The organism is Kribbella polygonati (assembly GCF_050320105.1).
Classification (GTDB): domain Bacteria; phylum Actinomycetota; class Actinomycetes; order Propionibacteriales; family Kribbellaceae; genus Kribbella.
Genome location: NZ_CP190129.1, coordinates 4797380 through 4818950, shown reverse-complemented (window position 1 = coordinate 4818950; position 21571 = coordinate 4797380). Strand labels below are relative to the sequence as shown.

General features: G+C 70.0%; 20 protein-coding genes. 10 read left to right on the top strand and 10 right to left on the bottom strand.

All coding sequences use genetic code 11. The annotated features are described in order from the left end of the window. Position 1: 1 nt before the first annotated feature. Together ACQHIV_RS22840 and ACQHIV_RS22835 are read right to left on the bottom strand one after the other, a co-directional pair. The gene (locus ACQHIV_RS22840; RefSeq protein WP_427885020.1) at positions 2-106 is read right to left on the bottom strand and encodes an MFS transporter small subunit; all 105 of its coding nucleotides are present in this window, start codon (positions 104-106) and stop codon (positions 2-4) included. Continuing rightward, positions 103-1497, bottom strand: coding sequence for an OFA family MFS transporter (locus tag ACQHIV_RS22835; RefSeq protein WP_427885019.1), 1395 nt, complete (start codon positions 1495-1497; stop codon positions 103-105). Before ACQHIV_RS22835 ends, ACQHIV_RS22840 begins: the two co-directional genes overlap by 4 nt. Positions 1498-1639: 142 nt before the next feature. On the opposite strand from ACQHIV_RS22835, the gene ACQHIV_RS22830 reads away from it, so the two are divergent. Next, positions 1640-2260, top strand: coding sequence for a PH domain-containing protein (locus ACQHIV_RS22830; protein ID WP_427885018.1), 621 nt, complete (start codon positions 1640-1642; stop codon positions 2258-2260). On the opposite strand, the gene ACQHIV_RS22825 is transcribed toward ACQHIV_RS22830, so the two are convergent. Continuing rightward, positions 2257-3471 (bottom strand): GNAT family N-acetyltransferase, encoded by a 1215-nt coding sequence (locus tag ACQHIV_RS22825; protein ID WP_427885017.1) that lies wholly within the window; start codon positions 3469-3471, stop codon positions 2257-2259. The genes ACQHIV_RS22830 and ACQHIV_RS22825 overlap by 4 nt on opposite strands. A 58-nt stretch (positions 3472-3529) precedes the next feature. Here ACQHIV_RS22825 and ACQHIV_RS22820 point away from each other — a divergent pair, with 58 nt between their 5' ends. Then, entirely contained in the window at positions 3530-4432 is a 903-nt protein-coding gene (locus ACQHIV_RS22820; RefSeq protein WP_427885016.1) for a hypothetical protein, read from the top strand. Between the two features lies 1 nt (position 4433). Here ACQHIV_RS22820 and ACQHIV_RS22815 read toward each other — a convergent pair whose 3' ends face one another. Continuing rightward, the gene (locus ACQHIV_RS22815) at positions 4434-4994 is read right to left on the bottom strand and encodes a GtrA family protein (protein ID WP_427885015.1); all 561 of its coding nucleotides are present in this window, start codon (positions 4992-4994) and stop codon (positions 4434-4436) included. A 103-nt stretch (positions 4995-5097) separates the two neighbouring features. Between ACQHIV_RS22815 and ACQHIV_RS22810 the strand changes: the two genes are divergently transcribed. The 3 genes from ACQHIV_RS22810 to ACQHIV_RS22800 all read left to right on the top strand — a co-directional run bounded on the left by ACQHIV_RS22810 (position 5098) and on the right by ACQHIV_RS22800 (position 8076). Beyond that, the gene (locus tag ACQHIV_RS22810; protein WP_427885014.1) at positions 5098-6270 is read left to right on the top strand and encodes a 5-(carboxyamino)imidazole ribonucleotide synthase; all 1173 of its coding nucleotides are present in this window, start codon (positions 5098-5100) and stop codon (positions 6268-6270) included. Between the two features lie 9 nt (positions 6271-6279). Continuing rightward, positions 6280-6780 (top strand): 5-(carboxyamino)imidazole ribonucleotide mutase, encoded by a 501-nt coding sequence (purE, locus tag ACQHIV_RS22805; protein ID WP_427885013.1) that lies wholly within the window; start codon positions 6280-6282, stop codon positions 6778-6780. 75 nt (positions 6781-6855) lie between these two features. Continuing rightward, positions 6856-8076 carry an MFS transporter gene (locus ACQHIV_RS22800; RefSeq protein WP_427885012.1) on the top strand — a complete coding sequence of 407 codons (1221 nt, stop codon included), beginning with the start codon at positions 6856-6858 and terminating at the stop codon, positions 8074-8076. Here the strand turns inward: ACQHIV_RS22800 and ACQHIV_RS22795 are convergent. Continuing rightward, positions 8073-9410 (bottom strand): UDP-glucose dehydrogenase family protein, encoded by a 1338-nt coding sequence (locus ACQHIV_RS22795; RefSeq protein ID WP_427885011.1) that lies wholly within the window; start codon positions 9408-9410, stop codon positions 8073-8075. The two genes, ACQHIV_RS22800 and ACQHIV_RS22795, sit on opposite strands and share 4 nt — an antisense overlap. A gap of 113 nt (positions 9411-9523) precedes the next feature. On the opposite strand from ACQHIV_RS22795, the gene ACQHIV_RS22790 reads away from it, so the two are divergent. Both ACQHIV_RS22790 and ACQHIV_RS22785 read left to right on the top strand, forming a co-directional pair. Further along, complete coding sequence (locus ACQHIV_RS22790) at positions 9524-10687, top strand: acyl-CoA dehydrogenase family protein (protein ID WP_427885010.1); 1164 nt, start codon at positions 9524-9526, stop codon at positions 10685-10687. 34 nt (positions 10688-10721) lie between these two features. Then, positions 10722-12293 carry a LuxR C-terminal-related transcriptional regulator gene (locus tag ACQHIV_RS22785; RefSeq protein ID WP_427885009.1) on the top strand — a complete coding sequence of 524 codons (1572 nt, stop codon included), beginning with the start codon at positions 10722-10724 and terminating at the stop codon, positions 12291-12293. On the opposite strand, the gene ACQHIV_RS22780 is transcribed toward ACQHIV_RS22785, so the two are convergent. Next, positions 12290-13417 carry a Dyp-type peroxidase gene (locus ACQHIV_RS22780; RefSeq protein WP_427885008.1) on the bottom strand — a complete coding sequence of 376 codons (1128 nt, stop codon included), beginning with the start codon at positions 13415-13417 and terminating at the stop codon, positions 12290-12292. The two genes, ACQHIV_RS22785 and ACQHIV_RS22780, sit on opposite strands and share 4 nt — an antisense overlap. 64 nt (positions 13418-13481) lie before the next feature. On the opposite strand from ACQHIV_RS22780, the gene ACQHIV_RS22775 reads away from it, so the two are divergent. Then, on the top strand, positions 13482-14816 hold the full coding sequence (locus ACQHIV_RS22775) for a right-handed parallel beta-helix repeat-containing protein (protein ID WP_427885007.1): 1335 nt from the start codon (positions 13482-13484) through the stop codon (positions 14814-14816). Positions 14817-14826: 10 nt separating this feature from the next. Here the strand turns inward: ACQHIV_RS22775 and ACQHIV_RS22770 are convergent, their stop codons facing one another. Continuing rightward, positions 14827-15504, bottom strand: a complete 678-nt coding sequence (locus tag ACQHIV_RS22770) for a hypothetical protein (protein WP_427885006.1) — start codon at positions 15502-15504, stop codon at positions 14827-14829. Between the two features lie 127 nt (positions 15505-15631). Here ACQHIV_RS22770 and ACQHIV_RS22765 point away from each other — a divergent pair, with 127 nt between their 5' ends. Beyond that, on the top strand, positions 15632-18181 hold the full coding sequence (locus ACQHIV_RS22765; protein WP_427885005.1) for an SdrD B-like domain-containing protein: 2550 nt from the start codon (positions 15632-15634) through the stop codon (positions 18179-18181). A gap of 48 nt (positions 18182-18229) precedes the next feature. On the opposite strand, the gene ACQHIV_RS22760 is transcribed toward ACQHIV_RS22765, so the two are convergent. Then, on the bottom strand, positions 18230-18433 hold the full coding sequence (locus tag ACQHIV_RS22760; RefSeq protein WP_427885004.1) for a DUF7489 domain-containing protein: 204 nt from the start codon (positions 18431-18433) through the stop codon (positions 18230-18232). Between the two features lie 90 nt (positions 18434-18523). Between ACQHIV_RS22760 and ACQHIV_RS22755 the strand changes: the two genes are divergently transcribed. Then, positions 18524-19348 carry a TetR/AcrR family transcriptional regulator C-terminal domain-containing protein gene (locus tag ACQHIV_RS22755; RefSeq protein ID WP_427885003.1) on the top strand — a complete coding sequence of 275 codons (825 nt, stop codon included), beginning with the start codon at positions 18524-18526 and terminating at the stop codon, positions 19346-19348. 154 nt (positions 19349-19502) lie between these two features. Here the strand turns inward: ACQHIV_RS22755 and ACQHIV_RS22750 are convergent, their stop codons facing one another. Together ACQHIV_RS22750 and ACQHIV_RS22745 are read right to left on the bottom strand one after the other, a co-directional pair. Beyond that, on the bottom strand, positions 19503-20855 hold the full coding sequence (locus ACQHIV_RS22750; protein ID WP_427885002.1) for a HAMP domain-containing sensor histidine kinase: 1353 nt from the start codon (positions 20853-20855) through the stop codon (positions 19503-19505). Next, complete coding sequence (locus ACQHIV_RS22745) at positions 20852-21523, bottom strand: response regulator transcription factor (protein ID WP_427885001.1); 672 nt, start codon at positions 21521-21523, stop codon at positions 20852-20854. The genes ACQHIV_RS22750 and ACQHIV_RS22745 overlap by 4 nt, the downstream gene beginning before the upstream one ends. Between the last annotated feature and the right edge of the window lie 48 nt (positions 21524-21571).

Below are 21571 nucleotides of genomic sequence, written 5' to 3'. Positions count from 1 at the left end.
TCTACTTGAAGATCTTGACCGCGGTGATCAGGGTTTCGATGATGCCGTAGCCGAGGAGTACGGCGACCAGGAGCCAGGAGACCACCAGGCGTGCGCTCTGATTCATGACCTGGCCTCCACCGTCGACGCGGGCTGTTCGTGGAATCGTTCGGCGACCGGGCGGATCAGCAGGTTCGCGACGAAGCCGACCGCGAGTACGCCGACCATCGTGAACAGCGCGGGCCGGTACGCCGATGCCGTCAGCGTGCCGGGTTTGCCCTCGTGGTCGAGGAAGCCGTTGATGATCAGCGGCCCCGCGATCCCGGCCGCGGACCACGCGGTCAGCAGCCGGCCGTGGATCGCGCCGACCTGGTACGTCCCGAAGAGATCCCGCAGGTACGCCGGCGCGGTCGCGAAACCGCCGCCGTAGAACGAGATGATGATCGCGGCGAGCAGCACGAAGACCACCGTGCTGGTGTGCCCGACGGTCCCGAGCAGCAGGTACGCGGCGATCCCGACGCCGAGGTACATCGCGTAGATCGGCTTCCGCCCGATCGCGTCCGACGTCGTCGACCAGCCGAACCGCCCGCCCATGTTGAAGATCGACAGCAACCCGACGAACCCGGCCGCGGCCGCGACGGCGACCGTCGACGTGCCGCTCGCGCCGCGGAAGAAGTCCTGGATCATCGGGCTGGCCTGCTCGAGGATGCCGATCCCCGCGGTCACGTTGCAGAACAGCACGAGCCACAGGAACCAGAACTGCGGCGTCTTGATCGCGTTCGCCGCCGACACGTTCCCACTGGTCACGAGCGCCTTCTGCTGCACGGCGGCCGCGTCGAAGCCGTCCGGCGCCCACCCGTCGGCCGGCACCCGGATGGTGAAGACGCCGAACATCATGATCACGAAGTACCCGACCCCCAGCGTCAGGAACAGCCCGACGAGCGCGCCGCCGCCCGCGACCGACGTACTGACGTTCGGGTCGTAGCCGGAGTCGTACACGCTGAGCAGCTGCCGGGACAGCGGGCTGGCCACCAGCGCGCCGCCGCCGAAACCCATGATCGCCAGGCCGGTCGCGAGCCCGGGCCGGTCCGGGAACCACTTGATCAGCGTGGAGACGGGCGAGATGTACCCGATCCCGAGCCCGATGCCGCCGATCACGCCGTACCCGAGGTAGACCAGCCAGAGCTGGCCGGTGCCGATCCCGAGTGCGCCGACAAGGAACCCGGACGCCCAGAAGCAGGCCGCGACGAACATCGCCTTCCGCGGGCCGTTGCGCTCCACCCAGGTGCCGCCGACCGCGGCGGACAGCCCGAGCATCACGATCGCGATGCTGAACACCACGCCGACGGCCGTCTGGCTGCTGCCGAAGTGTTTGACCATCGAGGTCTTGTAGACGCTGGTCGCGTACGCCTGGCCGATGCAGAGGTGAACGGCCAGTGCGGCCGGTGGGATCAGCCAGCGGCTGTATCCCGGCGGTGCGACGGTGTGCTCGCGGTCGAGTATCGACAAGACTGGCATCACAGCTTCCTCTCGTCCCCCAGGTGACGACTCTTCGCGCATCTTGGCTCACTGTATGCACTTTGTGAAGTGTTAAACCACTTTTGCAAGGCGATCGTGTCGGGAGACGACATTCGGACCCGCGACCTGTGAGACTGGGGCCATGGCGATCTCGGCGAAGTTGTTGGGTGAGGACGAGTACGTCGTCGTCAGCACCCGGACGCACTGGAAGGCGCTGATCGGGCCGGTCTTCCTGCTGCTGGTGGTGGCCGGCCTCGGGGGCTTCCTGGCCGCGATCGTGCCGAACGGGTCGCTGCAGCAGCCGGCCCGGATCGCGATCCTCGCGGTCGGCGTGGTGATCCTGGCCGCGTTCGCGGTCCGGCCGTTCCTGGACTGGTTCTTCTCGACGTACACGATCACCAACCGGCGGCTGATCACCCGGCACGGCGTACTCACCCGGACCGGGCGGGACATCCCGCTGATGCGGATCAACGACGTGTCCTACGAGCACGGCCTGATCGACCGGATGCTCGGCTGCGGCACGCTGCACATCGAGTCCGCCGGCGAGCGCGGTCAGGTGGTGCTGCCCGACGTACCGCACGTCGAGCACGTCCACCTGCAGATGTCCGACCTGCTGTTCGGCGGGCCGGACGGCAAGATGGGCGACGGCATCCTGGACGACGAGGAGCCGCCGGAGCACATGCGCCGCCGTCCGGCGCAGCCGCCGAAGCAGCCGCGCGAGGACGACGGCGACACGATCTTCAGCTCGGACGACGAGCGCTAGAAGATTTCGAGGCTGACCGGCGCGACCGGCCAGCGGAACGCCGCGGTCGTCCGGTTCAGGGCACCCGCCGTGTGCTCGACGACGCGGCCGGTGGCGGCGAACTCGGCCAGCGCGCGGTCGCCGAGGTAGACCGCGCCGAGCTCGGTCACCGAGAGGCTGAGGTCGGCCGGGTCGCCGGTCCGCTCACAGGTCACGGAAGACCCGTCGGCGGTCAGCCGGAACCGCCCGGTGTTCGCCTCGATCAGCTCGTCCCGTACGTCGAGCACGACGTCGACCGGTACGACGTACTGCCGCTGCGCCAGCGCCCGCGGTACGTCGGTCACCCGCAACCACAGCGACTCGCTGACCCGCCGGTCGAGCGCGGTCGGCGTGCTGACCAGCTGCTGGACCGGCTCGTCCAGCGCGGCGTGCTCGTAGGTCAGCTTCGCGCTGAGGTCCATCGTCAGCAGGTACTGCCAGAGCTCCCGGTACGCCGTGGCGTCCGGCGCGACGAGCTCCTCGAGCAGCACCTCGTTCGCCGGGCCGACCGGGAGCCAGTTCATCTTGCCGCGGTACAAGGCGTACCCGTCGATGGCGCCGGTCTCGTCGCGGTGCACCAGGACCTGCCGCGCGGTCCGCCCGTTGCGCTCCTCGGGCTTGTCCAGCAGGCGTTTCTGCCACCGCGCGTCCGACCGCCCGGAGATGCCGGGCCGCTGCTCCTGCAGCCGGCGCAGGACCGCGGGCAGCTCCTTCAGCGCCTCGTCGACCGTGAGTACGCCGAGTGCGCCCGGCCGGATCCGGTCGTTGGCCGGACCAACACGATGCAGGTCGATCTCGTACCCGACCTCGCGGGCGGTCGCGGCGTACCCGAACCGCCCGTAGATCGCCGGCTCGCTCGCCCACAGCGCCGCGATCGCCTCCGGTACGCCGCGGAGCTGCTGCCCGATCAGCCGGGACATCACGCCGCGCCGCCGATGGGTCGCGAGGACACCGACACCGGTCACATGCGCGGCGGCCACCACCGCGCCGGGCACCGAGAGGTCCCGGGTCCGCGCGGTCACCGTCCCGACGACCTCCGCGCCGTCGGTCGCCACCAGCGTCCGGTCGACCTCGGACAGCTGCCGGTCGAGGTCGCTCTCGGTCCCGGGGTCGAACATCATCGCGCCCCCGAAGACCGCCCGTACCGCATCCATCTCGGCCGCGACGGCCGTCCGCACCTCGATCTCAGTCATGCCCGCATACAACCATCGGGCTCGCGCGATCATCAAGGCAGATAAAGGGGGTGGACCAATGATCAAACCACTCGGAACGATCGCGGCGGCCGCGCTGGTCACCGGGACGCTGGTGCCGGCGACCGGTGCGGCTGCCGCGAGGGCGGCCAACTGCGTCGTGGGCGCGTCGTCCGTCACCGCCGCGGGCGACCACGACAACGTGTCGATCGTGTCGACCACGCCGCCGCGCGCCACCGTGGCGCCGCTCGGAAGGGGCGCGTTCGGGCCCGGCCAGGTGAAGGAAATGGCGAGCATGGCGGTGCTCGACGACGGCTTCGGCGGGTACTCCGTGTACGGCTACGTCATCGTCGGCGACAGCCTGTACCAGGCGGGGTACGGCGCGCACAAGGGGACCGCCGACCAGCCGGCCGGGCTGCGGCGGATCGGCGGCGGCTGGGGGCGCTTCACGATGGTCGAGGAGGCGGAGTACCAGGGCCCGACCCAGGCCGGGATCTCCCGCTGGACCGTCTACGGGCTGCGCAACGACGGCGTACTGTTCCGCTGGACCGTCAGCTCGAAGGGCGTCTGGCGGAGTGCCGGCTCCGCGCCCGGGTTCGCCGCGGTGAAGTCGATGGCGCTGGTGAGCAAGGCCGCGACGTACGACACGTTCGTCGCCAACACCCGGGGCGGCGCGCTGTACACGATCCACATCCCGACCACAGCAGTGCTGAAGCCGGTCGTGAAGCAGGTCCGGAGCAGGACCTGGCAGGGGTTCGAGACGCTGCTCGCGCAGAAGTGCGGCGTGTACGGCACGGTGCTGCTCGGAATCGACAAGGACACCGATGTGGCCTACCTGTACGCCGTCGGCCGCTTCACCGGTGCGACCACCGTGATCCAGTCGCTCGGCAAGGTCCCCGCGACCTTCGCCGACACCGTGTACGCCCGGCTGAAGGACCCGGGCTCGCCCCTGAACGGGGAGTAGGTCAGCGCACGACGGGCAGGTCGCCCGTGGACTCCCCGTCGAGCTCCGCCGGGGAGTCCGGCGCCGGGGTGTGCTCGACCTCGTCGAGCGCGAGCTCTTCCTTGAAGACGAACTTCCGGTACGACCAGAACCGGAACAGCGTGCCGAGCCCGAGGCCGACGAAGTTCGCGGCGATGTTGTCCGACAGCCAGGTGTGCAGGTCCAGGACGTACCGCGAGAAGGCCAGACAGCCGGCCGCGATCAGCAGGCCGATCCCGTTCAGCACGAAGAACAGCACGTACTCGCGGTGCAGGCCGGAGCGCTCGCGGTGCCGCCACGTCCAGTACCGGTTCCCGAAGTACGTCGCGACCGTGGCCACCGTGGTCGAGATCAGCTTCGCGGTCAGCGGCTTGTGGTGCATCATGCCGATCCCGGAGTCCCCGAGGACCGTCGGGTTGTCGAACACGAGCCAGTTGTAGATCGGCAGGTCCACGACCAGACCGAGCACACCGACCAGCCCGAACTTGGCCACTTCGTGCACCAGGTGCTGGAACTGGTGGTACAGCTTGGTGACGAGCTTCAACGGGGTTCGGAACCTTCTGTGATCACACCGCGACGGCAGGGCAGCTTCCCACGGTACCCGGCCAGGGGGCGAGGCCGAAATCGGCCCGGTTAGGCTCACAAGCGTGAAGTTCGATCGCAAGGATCTCCCCGTCGGTACACCCGTGGTCGGCATGGTCGGCGGCGGGCAGCTGGCCCGGATGACCCAGGAAACCGCCGTCGCGCTCGGTGTCCAGCTCCGCGTGCTCGCCGAAGGCCCCGCCGTCTCGGCCGCCCAGGCGGTCGCGGACGCGCCGGTCGGCGACTACAAGGACCCCGAGACGGTACGCCGGTTCGCCGCGGAGTGCGACGTGGTGACGTTCGACCACGAGCACGTGCCGACCGACCTGCTGCACGCCCTCGAGGCGGACGGCGTCAAGGTGTACCCCGGCCCGGACGCGCTCGTACACGCCCAGGACAAGGCCGTGATGCGCGCCCGGCTGGACACCTTCGACGCGCCGGCGCCCGCGCACCAGGTGGTGGAGACACCGGCCGACGTCGCGGACTTCGCGAAACGGGTCGGCGGGTTCCCGATCATCCTGAAGACCACCCGCGGCGGGTACGACGGCAAGGGCGTCTGGTTCGTCGACGGGCCGGACGACCCGCAGGTCGCGACCGCGTTCGGCAGCGGCGTACCGATCCTGGCCGAGGAGAAGGTGGACTTCGTCCGCGAGCTGTCCGCGATCGTGGCCCGCTCGCCGCACGGCCAGGCGGTCGCGTACCCGATCGTCGAGTCCGTCCAGCGCGACGGGATCTGCGTCGAGGTCACCGCGCCCGCGCCCGGGCTGGACCCGGCGAAGGCGGCGCAGGCCCAGCAGACCGCGCTCCGGATCGCCGGCGAGCTCGGCGTCGTCGGCGTCCTCGCGGTCGAGATGTTCGAGGCCCGCGACGGCCGGCTGCTGGTCAACGAGCTCGCGATGCGCCCGCACAACACCGGGCACTGGTCGATCGACGGCGCGGTCACCTCCCAGTTCGAGAACCACCTGCGCGCGGTGCTCGACCTGCCGCTCGGCTCGCCGGCCGCGCGGGCGCCGTACACCGTGATGGTCAACGTGCTCGGCGGCGACGTCGAGGACATGCACCGCGGGCTGCTGCACTGCCTGGCCCGCGACCCGGGGCTGAAGGTCCACTTCTACGGGAAGTCCGTGCAGCCGGGCCGCAAGGTCGGCCACGTGACGGCGTACGGCGACGACCTCGAGGAGACGCGCTCGAGGGCTCGGCACGCGGCCGACTATCTGACCGGCACGATCGACGAATAGGACTTGCTGATGATTGGCATCGTGATGGGGTCGGACAGCGACTGGCCGACGATGAAGGCGGCCGCCGAGGTGTGCGCCGAGTTCGACGTGCCCTTTGAGGCAGACGTGATCTCCGCGCACCGGATGCCGACCGAGATGATCGACTACGGAAAGTCGGCCCACGAGCGCGGCCTCAAGGCGCTGATCGCCGGCGCCGGCGGCGCGGCGCACCTTCCCGGGATGCTGGCCTCGGTCACCCCGCTGCCGGTGATCGGGGTCCCGGTGCCGCTGAAGTACCTGGACGGGATGGACTCGCTGCTGTCGATCGTGCAGATGCCGGCCGGAGTTCCGGTTGCGACCGTCTCGATCGGGAACGCTCGGAATGCGGGGCTGCTGGCGGTCCGGATCCTGGCCGCTTCCGACGAGGTGCTGCGGGACCGGATGATCGCGTTCCAGGAGTCGCTCGCGGAGCTGGCACGGGGGAAGGGCAGCACGGTGCGTGACGGGGCGGCAGAGCTGCGTAAAGGTTGAGGTCTGGACTGGTTTCCGGAGGACGGGGGCGGGTAGTCGTGAGATCCCATCGGTTGTCGTTTAAGGTCGTCGATCGTGACTCCGCCCACTGAATCGGACACGCAGCGCATTCCGGTCCGCTACTGGATCTGGCTGTTCGGCGCTGCGGTGTCCCTCCTCGGTGACCTGACGATGAGCTTCGGCATCGGCTGGTCCGCCACCCGGCACGGCGGCAGTGTCGCCGGGCTCATCCTGCTGCTCGCCGCCGCCCCCCGCGCCGCGCTCCTCCTGATCGGCGGCGCCGTCGGCGACCGCTACGGCGCCCCCCGGGTCCTGCTCGCCAGCTGTACGGCGATGTTCGTGGTGACGGCCGCGCTCGTTCCGGCGTCGGCGGCCGTGGGCGAACCGGTCTGGCTGCTGGTGATCCTGGCGCTGGTGGTCGGATCCATCGACGCGTTCTTCCTGCCGTCGTCCCGGGCGATGCCGCGGTTGCTCGTTCCGCCGCAGCAGGTGCCGCGCGCGCTGGCGAGCTTCCAGGTGACGGGTGTGGTGTTCGCGGTCACCGGTACGGCGGTCGGCGGTGTGCTGGTCAGCTGGTCCGGGCTGAAGGCGGCCGGCGGGTTCGACGCGCTGACGTTCGGCGTCATGATCGTCGTACTGCTCGTACTGCGGAAGACGATGGCCCCGGCGGGCCGGATGCCGACCGGGATGCTGCGCTCGATCGGCGCCGGGATCCGGGTCGCGTTCGGGCGTCCGCTGACCCGCGCGTTGCTGATCACGATGTTCGTCGCGGCCGGGCTGCTGATGCCGCTCGACGCCCTGCTCTTCCCGCTGCTCGCCCGGGCCCACGGCTGGAACGCCGCCACCGCCGGTCTGCTGATCGCCAGCCGCAGTCTCGGCGTCGGGGTGATCGCGCTGCGGATCCTGATGCGGGGCGCGTTCCCGCGGCCGGGCATCGTCGCGGCCTGCGGCCTGTTGCTCGCGGCCGTCGGACTGCTCGGCCTGTCGTTGTTCGACCCGTTGCCGCTGACGTTCGCGGCGGGTGTCGTCAGCGGTGTCGGCGTCGGTACGTTCACCGGTCACATCCTGCCGTTGCTGATGAACTCGGTGGAGCGCGAGTTCCAGTCCCGCTTGCAGTCCATCGTCGTACTCAGCCAGAACATCGCGCTGATGGTGATGAACCCGCTGCTCGGCGGCCTGGCCGACGTACGCGGCCTGGGCATCACCGGTGTCTGCCTGGGGATCTCGGTGCTGGCAGCCATCACCGGCCTGGTCGTGGTGACCCGGCCGGTCGTCCGTGCGGCGACTGTCGCCTAGGGCTTGCCGGGGGCGCGGTAGGTCCAGCCGGCGGCGCGCCAGGCGTCGGCGTTCAGGTTGAGCCGGGCGTCGATGACGACCGGCGTACTGACGATGTCCTTCAGGGCGGCCGGGTCCAGCTCGCGGAACTCGGGCCACTCGGTCAGGTGCAGTACGGCGTGGGCGTCGCGGCAGGCGTCGACGGCGGACTGGGCGTAGCGCAGCGTCGGGCGGACGCGGCGGGCGTTCTCCATCGCCTCCGGGTCGTAGACCGTGACGTTCGCGCCGTGCAGCTGGATCCGGCCGGCCACGTCCAGCGCGGGCGAGTCGCGGACGTCGTCCGTACCGGCCTTGAACGCGGCGCCGAGCACCGTGACGTTCTTGCCGGCCCACTCGCCGCCGAGCATCTCGTGGGTGATGTCAACGATCCCGGCACGCCGGTGCTGGTTGATGTCGTCGACCTCGCGGAGCAGCGTGATGATCTCCTCGACGCCGAGCTCGCCGGCCCGGTGCATGAACGCGCGCAGGTCCTTCGGCAGGCAGCCGCCGCCGTACCCGGGCCCGGCGTTCAGCATGCCGCGGCCGATCCGCTTGTCGTACCCGAGCGCGTCGGCCAGTTGGGTCACGTCGGCGCCGGTCGCGTCGGCCATCTCGGCGAGCGCGTTGATGAACGAGATCTTCGTGGCCAGGAACGCGTTCGCGCCGGCCTTCACCAGTTCGGCGGTCGGCAGGTTGCAGACGACCACCGGCGAGCCTTCGGCGATCGGGGTCGCGAACACCTCGCGCAGCCGGGTCTCGGCGGCGTCCGACTGCACCCCGAAGACCAGCCGGTCCGGGTGCAGCGTGTCCTCGACGCCGTGCGCCTCGCGGAGGAACTCCGGCTGCCAGGCGACCTCAACCGCCGTACCCGCCGGGGCCTGGCGGTGCAGCCGCTCCTCGACGAGTTTCGACGTACCGACGGGAACGGTGGACCGGCCGACCACCAGGGTCGGCTCGGTGAGCAGCGGGGCGAGCATGTCGACGACCGAGTTCACCTGGGACAGATCCGCGGCCTCGCTGCCCTCGAGCTGCGGGGTGCCGGCGCAGATGAAGTGCACGTCGGCCCAGTCGGCGATCTCGGAGTAGTCGCTGGTGAACCGCAGCCGGCCGGAGTCCACGTGCTTCTTCAGCAGCGGATCCAGCCCGGGCTCGAACAGCGGCGCCTTGCCGTCGTTCAGCAGCTTCAGCCGGTGCTCGTCGATCTCGACCCCGATCACGTCGAAACCGAACTCGGCCATCCCGGCGGAGGTGTTGCAGCCGAGATAACCGGTGCCGATGACGGCGATCCGGAGCGGTCGAGACGTCGCATCACTCATGCCGGGGACTCTACCCATCGTGGTTATCAGCCGGTGACCGGCTCATGTCCGGTTGATCACTTTCGGCGTACGACGTCCCCCGCCGGCGGAAGGTTCGTCGTACTGTGTGACTCGTGAGTAACTCATTCGAGCTGTACGCGCTGTCCGAGGAGCACCAGGCGATCCGCGACGCCGTCCGCGACGTCTGCGACGCCAAGGTCGCCCCGCACGCCGGGGACGTGGACGAGCTGGCCGAGTTCCCGAAGGCGTCGTACGACGCGCTGAAGGCGTCGGACTTCCACGCGCCGCACATCCCGGAGCAGTACGGCGGGGCCGGCGCGGACGCACTCGCGACGGTGATCGTGATCGAGGAGGTCGCCCGCGCGTGCGCCTCGACGTCGCTGATCCCGGCCGTGAACAAGCTCGGCTCGCTGCCGCTGCTGCTGTCCGCCTCGGACGAGGTGAGGCAGCGCTACCTGCCGCCGGTGGCCGCGGGCGACTCGATGTTCTCGTACTGCCTGTCGGAGCCGGAGGCCGGTTCGGACGCGGCCTCGATGAAGACCCGCGCGGTGCGTGACGGCGACTCGTACGTCCTGAACGGCGTCAAGCGCTGGATCACCAACGCCGGCGTCTCCGACTTCTACACCGTCTTCGCGGTGACGGACCCGGACGCGCGCTCGCGCGGGATCTCCGCCTTCGTGGTGGAGAAGTCCGACGAGGGCGTGTCGTTCGGGGCGCCGGAGAAGAAGCTCGGCATCAAGGGCTCGCCGACCCGCGAGGTGTACTTCGACAACGTCCGGATCCCGGCGTCCCGGCTGATCGGCGCCGAGGGCACCGGCTTCGCGACCGCGATGCAGACCCTCGACCACACCCGCGTGACGATCGCCGCGCAGGCGCTCGGCATCGCCCAGGGAGCCCTCGACTACGCGCTCGGCTACGTCCAGGAGCGCAAGCAGTTCGGCAAGGCGATCTCGGAGTTCCAGGGCCTGCAGTTCATGCTCGCCGACATGGGCATGAAGATCGAGGCGGCCCGCCAGCTCACGTACGCCGCGGCCGCGAAGTCCGAGCGCAACGACAAGGACCTCACCTACTTCGGCGCCGCCGCCAAGTGCTTCGCCTCCGACACCGCGATGGCCGTCACCACCGACGCCGTCCAACTCCTCGGCGGCTACGGCTACACCCACGACTACCCGGTCGAACGCATGATGCGCGACGCCAAGATCACCCAGATCTACGAAGGCACCAACCAGGTCCAGCGCATCGTGATGGCCCGCCAACTCCTGAAGGGCATCAGCTAGGCGACTACTCCCTGAGAGCGAATATGATCCCTCAGTGATTGCTCTGGGGGAGTTGGCAAGGATCGGGGAGGAACGGGACTGGGACGCGTTGCAGGTCGTGTGTGACCAGCATCTGCTCTCGGTGGACGGGGAACTGGCGGCGCGGCTGCTCGGCGTGCTGACGTTGGTTCCCGATGACGAGTTGCGGTCCCGGCCGCGGCTGATGCTGTCGTGGTTGAGCGTCTACTACGCGGCGACGCAGCCGGATGCGCTCGAGTTGCGGCCGTACCTGCGGCACTACACGGAGCTCGGGACGCGGCTGGCGGCGTCGATGGACATCGATCGGGAGACGTCGGTGGCGACGCTGACGACGGTCGGCGTCGCGGCGATGATCGCGCTGCGGGAGCAGGGGCGGTGCGTCGAGGCAGAGGAGTTGGGGCAGCGGCTCAGTGCGCGGGCCGCGCAGCTCAGTCCGCTGCCGGGGACCGACGGGGCGTGGCGGCCGGGGTGGTTGCCGTTGCAGCGTGGGCTGACCCGGACGTTGATGGACGACCTGCCGGCCGCGGTCGAGCTGTACCGGCACGCGTACGAGCTCGCCACGCTCGAACCGGTCACGGCGGCGACCGCGCTGAACGCTTCGGCGAACCTCGCGATGATCTTCGCCAATCTCGGGCACACCGGTCCCGCGCAGCAGTGGCTCGGGCGGATGCGGGAGTTCGAGGCACCGTCCAGGCGGGTCCGGTATCTGCTCACCGTCGGTGGTTCGATCGCCGAGGGCTGGGACGCGCTGGACCGGTACGACGACAGCGAACTGGCCGGGCTGCTCGACATCATCGGCGACGGCACCCGCCGGATCGAGGTGTGGCCGTTCGCGGCGGCGCTGGTGTTCGCGCACGGGCTGTACCGCGGCGACCAGGCGGCCGCGCTCGCGCATCTCGGCACGCTCCGCCTCAGCCACGCGCCGGAACTCACCGAACTGACCGCGGCCTCGCAGGTACTGCGGCGCGCCTGGATCGACCTGCTGATCGCGACCGGGCAGGGCACTCGGGCGTTGCGGCTGATCAAGGAAACCGGTGTTCACGAGCCGTGGCTGACCATTTCGGTCGCGCGGATCCGGTTCCTCAACGGCGAGTACGCCGCCGTACGGGCGCTGGCGTCGCGGTTGTCGTGGGGCAACGTGACGTCGTACCGGGATCTTCGGCAACTGCTGCTGCTGAAGGCGATCGCGGCGTTGCGGACCGGCGACGTGCCGGAGGCGCGGGCGGCGGCGGAGCTGACGGATCGGCTGCGGACGCCGGACGAGGTGTTGTCGCTGGCGTCGCTGTCGCCCGCGGATCGCGCGGAAATCCAGGAAATCAAGGACTTTCCGTTGACCGATGCGGCTCGGGAGCGGCTGGCGCGGGCGCCGGGCGTGTTCCCGGATCGGCTGGACCTGGTGGAGCTGACCAGCCGGGAACACGCCGTACTCAGCGAGCTGGACGCCGGCGGGAGTACGCCGGAGATCGCCGGAAAACTGGTGGTTTCGGTGAACACGGTACGGACTCAGGTGAAGAGCGTGTATCGCAAGCTCGGCGCGACCAGCCGGGAGGATGCGGTGTTGCGGGCGTACTCGCTCGGCCTGCTCTAGAAGAGAGTGCTGCCCAGCGGGTGCTGGTGATCGAAGCCGGGGAGGATCAGGAAAGTGCCGCTGGCTGTCGTTTTCGTGAACGGCAGCAAGGCGTCGCCGTTCTGCATGTGAGTGAGGGTCGCGGTGAAGGTGCGCAGATCGTTCTGGAAGCTGACGAAGAGCAGGCCGGGCGCGGGGTCGTCGATGCTGTACGAACGGCGGAGCATCATGCGTACGCCGACCACGGCCGCGTGCGCGCGCCGGGCGTGCGCGCCGGCCGGTACGAGGTAGCGGCCGTCGGGGGTCTTCGCGCCGAGATCGGGGCCGTCGGCAACAACTCCGCCGGAGAGCGGGACGCCGGTGTCGCGGTGGCGGCCCATGACCGCTTCCTGTTCGTCGGTCGACAGTCCTGCGAAGCGGGGGAGGTCCAGTTCCATCCGGCGGAGTACGGCGATGGTGCCGCCGGCTGCCCGGGGTTCGTCGAGCCACAGGTTGAGGCTCTGCTCGGGGTCGGTGTGGGGGCCGACGATGCCGTCGATGAAGCCGAGTTGGTTGCGCGGGGCGGTGAGGTTGTCGGTCACCTTGACCGCGGGGCCGCGGTGGGCGGACTGGCGCCAGCGTTCGCGGAGGCCGGTCGTTTCCAGGAGGGCAGCTGCCGCTACCGAGAGGACGAGGGGGTCGGTGGCGCAGAGTTGCAGGAGTACGTCGCCGCCGCGTGCTGCCGGCGGGATCTCTTCGTGGGCGAAGGGCGGCAGGTCGGTGGTGCCGGGGAGGGTACGGCCGGCCAGTCGTACCAGGCGGGGGCCGATGCCGACCGTGACGGTGAGGTCGCCTGGGTCGAGGCCGAGCAGGCGGGGTGCGGTACCGGTGGTCAGCGCGACGATCGTCTCACCGAGCTCCGCGAGCAACCGGCGTACGACGGCAACTGCGGGCGGGGTGAGGTCGGCGATGACCGCCAGCAGGTGGGGTTGGGCGGTCTGGGGTGTGGTGATGCCTGCCTGGTGCTTGCCTGTCGGCGGCACCGCGGCGGCTGCTGTTGCGGGAGTCGGCCGGTTGGTGGTTGTGGAGCAGCCGGCGGTGATGACGGCGGCGGAGGCTGCGCCGAGGAGGGTGCGGCGTGACGGGCGGTCGTCGGCTCGGGTCACGGAGCGAGAGTGCCACATCACCCGGAGTACTCGCGAATCGGTCCTTCGTGTCACACTTTCGGCCATGTTGCGTGCGGTAGTCGTCGTTGCGGGAGTCCTGGCCCTCGCGGGGTGCAGCGGAGCAGAAGCAGATCAGGTACGGCGGCCCGCGGGCGAGCACGTGACGATCCGGGTGCCGGCCGACGCCCCGACGATCTCGGCCGCGGTATCGGTCGCACGGCAAGGGGATCTGGTCCTGGTCGCGCCCGGCACGTACCACGAGTCGGTGCGGATCACGACCGCGCACGTCACGCTCCGCGGGGAGTCGCGGGACCAGGTCGTCATCGACGGCGAACTGCGGCAGCCGAACGGGATCGTGGTCACCGCGCCCGGCGTCGCGGTCGAGAACCTGACGGTCCGCGGCAACACGCAGAACGGCGTACTCGTGACCGGTTCGGTGAAGGCGGCCGACACGCAGCCGGGGCAGGGCGGGTACGACACGGGGGACGAGCCGGTGCGGTTCCTGGACTCGTTCCTGGTGTCGCACGTGACGTCGACGCGGAACGGGTTGTACGGGATCTACGCGTTCTCGGCGCGGAACGGGGTGATCCGGGACTCGTACACGTCCGGCGGGGCCGACTCCGGGATCTACGTCGGGCAGTGCAAGCCGTGCCACGTGGTGGTGCAGGACAACGTCGCGGAGTACAACGCGGTCGGGATCGAGGGTACGAACGCGAGCGGCGAGATGTACTTCGTCCGCAACCGGATCGTCGGCAACCGGGTCGGGCTGACCACGGGCTCCGATCACCAGGAGAAGCTGCTGCCGCAGCAGGGTGCCGTTGTCGCGGGCAACCTGATCGCGGCCAATCAGCAGCCGGCGACACCGGAGCAGGCGGACGGCGGCTGGGGGATCGGCGTCGGCATCGACGGCGGCAGCAACAACCAACTCCTGAACAACCGCATCACCGGGAACGCCAACGCCGGAGTCGTCCTCACCGCAACCCAGGACATCCCCGCGAACGCCAACCAGATCACGGCAAACGCCTTCGCCGGCAACGCCGTCGACGTCGGCTGGACCTTCCCCACCGCCACCAAGGGCCACAACAACTGCCTGACAGGCCCCACCGTCCGCACAGTCCCCGCCGGCCTGACAACAACCGCCCCCTGCCCACAACCCGGCGCCCCGCTCCCGCCGTCGGCCGCCGCCGTCTCTCCCTCCGGCACCTGGACACCCCCAACCCCACCCGCCGGCATCCCGTTCAGCGAAGTCGCAGCACCCCCCGCCCAACCCCAACTCCCCAACCCCACAACCACCGCCCCCACAACCGTCCCGCCCACCCCACCCCTGCCGAACCTCACCCGAATGACACCACCACCTCCCACCCTCCTGGCCGCCCTCTCCCTGACCCACATCAACTAAACCCACACCCCTACTTGGGTGGGACGTACGGCTGGGTGTCGAAGTCGATGACCACTGGTTGTGGTTCCGAGGCGACGGTCAGTTGGACGCGGTACATCGTGCCGTCTTCGCCGATCCAGTACTTCACGGTGCCTTCGGTGTCGGGGCGGTCGCGGGCACCCGGGCCTAGCATCACGTCGGTTCGGTGGCCGTTGATCGTTTCCTGGCCCAGTTGGCGGGCGCCGTTCTGCGGAAGCAGTTGAGCGTTGTCAGAGCGGTCGGATCCGAGGCCCAGCGTGATCCGCAGCGCGGTGTCGAGGGTGCTCCCCGTCGTCTGCAGCGGACGGTTGGTCCACCCGACGGTCGGCGACGCGGCGGACAGTTGCGTCGGCGTCCACCGGATCGCGCCGTCGCTCGACGAGTTGCGCCCCGCCCCGCGGAGTTCGCCGTACGCGCGCTTGGCCCGGAAGTCGACCGACGCCGTCACCGTCAGCCCGCCCGCGGTGTCCGGCACGGTGATCCGGACCGCCCGGCCGCCGGTCTCGTAGTTGCGGAACCGGGTGATCGCCAGCCGGTTCGCCTCGTCCGCGGTGAGGGCCCGGGGCGCCGACGCGTCGGACTTCGAGCTGACGACGACCACGACGGTGGCTACCGCGGCGCAGGCGACGGCCCCGGCCGCGATCAGCACGCGGCTTCGCAGGATGTGCATGGTGCCGGACGCTAACAGCCCGGCAGATTCACCCAGTAATTCACCCGATACGGAAGGTCACGTCCCGCGTCGTTCTGGTTGGCTGAGTCGATTTGAGTGCACCAACCAAAAGGGGACAGCAGCAACTATGACAAGACGGCTGTTGCGTGCAGGGTTGTCCGGCCTCCTACTGGCCGGCGGCGCTGCAGGCGCGATGGTTTCGGCGAGCGGATCAGCAGGTGCCGCCGCCGTGCAGCAGGACGACGGCACACTGACCGTCCAGGTGCTGCGGGACTTCTTCGGGACCGGCGTCATCAACGCCGCGATGGACACGCCCCAGCAGGGCATGGCCGTCGAGGTCACCGACACCGCGGGACACCACGTCCGCGGTACGACGGACGCGACCGGCAAGGTCGTCGTACAGCCCTCGGCGGTACTGGTCGGTGGCCAGTACCGCGTGGACGTGTCGATCCCGGCGCCGTACGACGGGTACCTGCGCGCGGCGCCCGCGTCGACGAAGGACAACCACTTCGACAGCTTCACGTCGTTCGTGGACGTCCGCAACGGCAAGGCGGACTCGGTGATCACCGCGGTCTGGAACCCGGCGGACTACACGCTGCCGGACGCGAGGTACTACGTGCCGGTGCAGAGCCCGGCCGTGAACTCCGACGGCAGCGCGCCGGACCCGAACGCCCGTGCGCTCGTGTCGTTCGGCCAGGACGCCCGCGGCACGTGTCCGGACCAACTGGCCTGCCCGAAGGTGGTCAACACGCAGTCGCAGGTCGGCACCACGTGGGGCCTCGCGTACGACAAGTACCGCAAGCGGATGTTCCAGGCCGCGTTCGCGAAGCGCTACACCGAGTACGGCCCGGACGGCGGCGACGCGATCTACACGACCCCGCTCGACGGCTCCGGTACGCCGACCCTGTTCGCGAAGGTGACCGGCGCCGCGCTGACGCCGCACGGACCGGGCGACATGCGCAAGGACGCGCTGTTCACCGATGCCCCGGGCAAGGAGAGCATCGGCGGCCTCGCACTCTCCGAGGACGGCAAGACGCTGTACGCCGTGAACCTGCGCAGCCGGCAACTCGTCAGCTTCGACGCGACCGGCGCGGACGCGGCGCTGCCGGCGAAGACCGTGCGGATTCCCGACCCGGATTGTGCGTCCGCGACCGACTGGCGCCCGTTCGCGCTGAGCACCCACGACGCCAAGCTGTACGTCGGCGGCGTGTGCTCGGCGGAGAGCACCAAGCAGCGGGCCGACCTGAAGGCGGTCGTCTACAGCTACGACGGTACGACGTTCACGCCGGTCCTCACGCAGGATCTCGGATTCGAGCGCGGCCAGGTCCTGCAAGGGTGGACCACGCCGACCACGAACCACTGGAACCCGTGGGACACCAGCCTGCTGAACTGGGACAGCCGCTCGATCAACCCGAGCCTGTACGTCAACCCGCAGCCGGAGCTGGCGTCGCTGGCCTTCACCCGGAACGGGTCGATGATCCTCGGCTTCCGCGACCGGTTCATGGACGTGATCGGCAGCGGGATGGACCCGCGGCCGCTGAACAACACGATCGAGGCCGGCATGTCCGGCGGCGACATCAACATGGCGTGCGCGAAGCCGGGCGGCGGGTACGACTGGGAGGGCACCGGCAGCTGCCCGAACCACGGCACCTTCGCGACCAACGGCCATGAGACGGGCGACGTCAAGGAGTACTTCCACGGCGACTTCTTCGACCCGAACCGCTCCGGCAACGGGCTGCACCAGGAGACCTCGCAGGGTTCGGTGGCGTACATCCCGCAGCAGCAGTGGGTGATCAGCACCGAACTGGACCCGGCCCGCGACGTCAGCTCGAACGGGGCCGGCTTCTACAACGTGGAGACCGGCGTGGGTCCCGGGCAGGACAACCCGGCACACGGCTACCAGTTCGTGGGCCCGACCAACAGCTTCGGCAAGGCCGGCGGTCTCGGCGACGTCGCCTACGCCGCGGCGAACGCGCCGATCCAGATCGGCAACATCGTCTGGTTCGACGGCGACCACAACGGCATCCAGGACCCGTACCACGAGGACGAGGTGCCGCTCGCGGGCGCGACCGTGAACCTGCTGGACGCCGCCGGGAAGCAGGTCGCGACCACGAAGACCGATCCGGCCGGCGAGTACTACTTCGGCAGGGTCGGGGCGGAGTACGAGCTGACGCCAGGAGCGAAGTACACCGTGGAGTTCAACGTGTGTACGGCGGACACGAGCAACGTGCCGAAGCAGCCGCCGGCGACGGACCTGCGGTTCACGCTGCCGGTCGCGGGGACCGATCGGGCCCACGACTCGAACCCCACGCCGCCGACGAGCGGGCAGCTCTGCAAGGCGTCCACGGAGGTCACGGCGCCGAGTACGCCGGGTGGAGTCGACCACACGATCGACGCCGGGGTGTACATCCCGGAGCCGGTGCCGCCGACGACACCGACACCTACGCCCACGCCTACGGTGACCCCAACGGTGTCGCCGTCACCGAGCCCGTCGGTCACGCCGAGCGCGACGCCGACCGTCGTGCCGTCGCCGAGCCAGCCGCCGCAGAAGCCGGGTGGTCCGCTGGCGTCGACCGGTGCCGACGTGTCACCGCTGGTGTTCGTCCTGGCCGGCGTCCTGCTGGCCGCCGGTGGAGCGTTCCTGCTGATCAGCCGGAAACGCAGAGTCAAGCACTGACGCGGTAGACGTGTCCTGCCCGACCCGCCCGCGGGCAGGACACGACGGTCAGCCGCGCTCTGGATCGGCGCCGGCCGCCTTGGTGACCCGGTCGCCGACCTCGAGGGACTTCCACAGGTCGCGTTTCACCTTGACGTCGCGGACCTCGCCGCCGTCCAGCTGTACTTCGAGCTTGCGGTAGAGGTTCGCGCCGTCGTACATCGCGCGGGACTTCTTCACGACGACTCCGGTCCAGGCGTCCCCGTCGGCCATCGGTCACTCCTTCGTCACGGTGCGTGGGCGGCTGAAGCTTATCACTGATAAGTTTCGCGTCCGGGGTGCTCGCGCGGGTACGGTGCGGTGGTGCCTCAGCAGCGACGGACGGATCGGGCCGCGATCGTGGCGGCCGCGATCGCGGTGCTGGACGAGCGCGGGCTGGACAAGTTGTCGCTGCACGCGATCGCCGCCCGGCTCGGCGTCCGGCAGCCGGCGCTGTACCACCACTTCGAGGACAAGAACGCGCTGCTCAGCGCGGTCGCCGCGGAGGTCCTGGAGCGCGGGCACACCGACCGGCTCCCGGAACCGGGCGAGGACTGGCGGGCGTTCCTGACCCGCAACGCGCACAGCCTCCGCCGGGCAATGCTCAGCGTCCGCGACGGCGCCCGGCTGCTCGCCGTAGCCGGTCCACGCGCACCAAAACTAGGCAACGCCCTCGCCCAGGTGACGTTCCTCGAACACCACGGCTTCACCGGCACCGACGCGATCCTCGCGTACGTAGCGGTCTCCCGCTACACAATCGGCGCCACCCTAGAACAACAAACCGCCCCCAACGGCAACAAGATCCGCTTCCCGGACCCGCCCGCCACCCAGGGCGCCGTCCCGGGGCAGGCTGAGGGACCGCCCGGCTCTGAGGTCACCGTCCCGGGGCTGGCCGACGCACCGCCCGGTGCCCAGGGCGCCGTCCCGGGGCCGGTTGAGGGACCGCCCGGCTCTGGGGTCATCGGCCAGGGGCTGGCCGACGCGCTGCCGGGCTCTGAGGCCGCCGTTGCGGGGCCGGCCGATGTGCCGCCGGGGGCCGAGCGCCTGTTCCGGCTTGTCGCCGAGGTTCAGGCGCTGGGGCCGGATCACGAGTTCGCGGTCGGTTTGACCGCGCTGGTGAGGGGGCTCAGCCCATCGCGAGGTCGTTGAGGCAACTGCGCGACCGGTCCGGCGGGGTGGGGAGCCGCTTCGGACCAGACCTTGGTCAGGCGTGCGCCGGCCGTACACGGCTCGCCGTTTGCCGGCGCCCAGTACGTGTGCGGCCGGCCAGGAGGGTCGAGCCCTGCCGCTCTACGGCCGAAAACTAGAGGACAGTATGTTCGCCGCACGTCGGCAGGGTGAGGCGTAGTAGTGCGCCGCAAGGGCGCGGGACGACTTCGGCTGTTCCGCCGTGGGCTTCGGCGACCTGCCGGACGATGGCCAGGCCGAGTCCGGATCCGGGATGTGCGCGGGCGGCGGGTGAACGGTAGAAGCGGTCGAACACGAAGTCGAGGTCGCTGTCCGGAATCCCCGGCCCGCCGTCCGCGACGTCGAGAACGCCGTCCTTGACGGTGATCTGGACGCGGGCACCCGGGGGGCTCCATTTCACGGCGTTGTCGACGAGGTTCGCAACGGCGCGTTCCAGGGCGTCAGGGTCGCCGTGAACGACCGTCGGCGCGCAGGTAAGCCCGAACTCGAGGTGTGCTGCCCGGCGTGCTGCGCGCGCCGCGACATCCTCGGCGACGAGATCCAGACGGACGTCTTCGGTATGGAAGGACGGCTCACCGTAGCGCGCCAGGTCGACCAGATCGTTGGTCAGCCGCGTGAGTTCGCCGGCCTGTTCGAGTGCTTCGGCGGCCAGGCGTGGGGCCTGCCGGTCGGACGCGTCCTCCGCCAGCAGTGTGAGGTTGACCGTGAGACTCGTCAGCGGTGTGCGCAGTTCGTGCGAGGCGTCGGCCACCAGGCGGCGCTGCGCGCCGACGGACGCGTCCAGGGCGGCGGTCATCCCGGCGAAGGCGGAGCCGAGCCGGCCGATCTCGTCCTGGCTCTCGGCGGGGATCGGGATCGCCAGGTCGCCGGTCGTGCGGATCAGTTCGACGGTGTCGGTGAGCCGGCGTACGGGGCGTAGTACGCGGCGTGCGACCAGGCGGGCGGCAAGCGCCGCCAGGAGTGCGGCGCCCACCGTCGACGCGGCCAGCAGCCAGCCGAGTTCGCGCAGGGTCGGTGCCGGGTCGGACTGCGGGATCGCCGTCCGCACCAGCGCGCCGCCTGAGTCTGCCATCGGGGCGGTATAGATGCGGTACGCGATGCCGTCGTAGACCGCGTTCCGGAAGTAGGCGGGAGCGGTTCCTCCGGCGACCGCGACGTCGTGGACGGTGACGTCGACGAACTTCGTCGACGGGCCGGCCTGGACCGGGGGCGGCACGATCTGCAGTTGGGTGCTCCCGATCCCCAGCGGAACGGCCGGGAACTCCGGCTCGACGCCCGACTTGTCCCGGTACTTCTCCTTGATGGCTCTCGCCACATCCGGTGCCTGGCCCGCCGCCGTCACGAGGGAGTTGTCGATCTGGCCGCGGAGGCTGGATTCCACGGCTGGGTAGAGGACCGTCGACACAAGTACCAAGGCGCCCGCGACGATGGCTCCTCCGGCGATGGCCAGCCGGGTGCGTAGGTTCATGGCTCCTCGCGCAGGACGTATCCCAGGCCGCGCACCGTCTGGATCAGTCTGCTGGCATCGCCGGCCTCGAGCTTGCCGCGCAGGTAGCTGATGTAGACCCACAGTGCGTTGGACTCCGGGCCGAAGTCGTACCCCCAGACGGACTCGAAGATCTGGGTCCGGCTCAGCACCTTGTGGGGATTGCGCAGGAACAGTTCCAGCAGGGACAGCTCTGTCTTGGTCAGCTCCAGCCACCGGCCCGCGCGGGCGGCGCGGCGGCCGCTCAGGTCCAAGGAGACATCGCTGAAGTGCAGTACCTCGGCCTTCGCGCCACTGCGTCGCAACAGGGCTCGAAGCCGCGCCCGCAACTCTTCCAGGGCGAACGGCTTCGCCAGGTAGTCGTCGGCGCCCGCGTCGAGCCCGGCGACCCGGTCGGTGACCAGGTCCCGGGCCGTGAGCATCAGGATCGGTGTGTCGTACCCGCCCGAACGCAGTGTCCGGCATACCTCGAGCCCGTTCGGTTCGGGCATGAGAACGTCGAGCACCACCGCGTCCGGGCGGAACACGCCGTGCTGGGCAAGGGCTGACACCCCGTCGACCGCGGATGCCACGTCGTACCCGTCGCGGCCGAGCGCGTGCTCCAAGGACCGGCGTACGGCCGGGTCGTCGTCCACGACAAGTATCCGCATGGTCAGCCATCCTCGCCGTCGGTCATGAGGTTGTGATGAGGTCGCCGG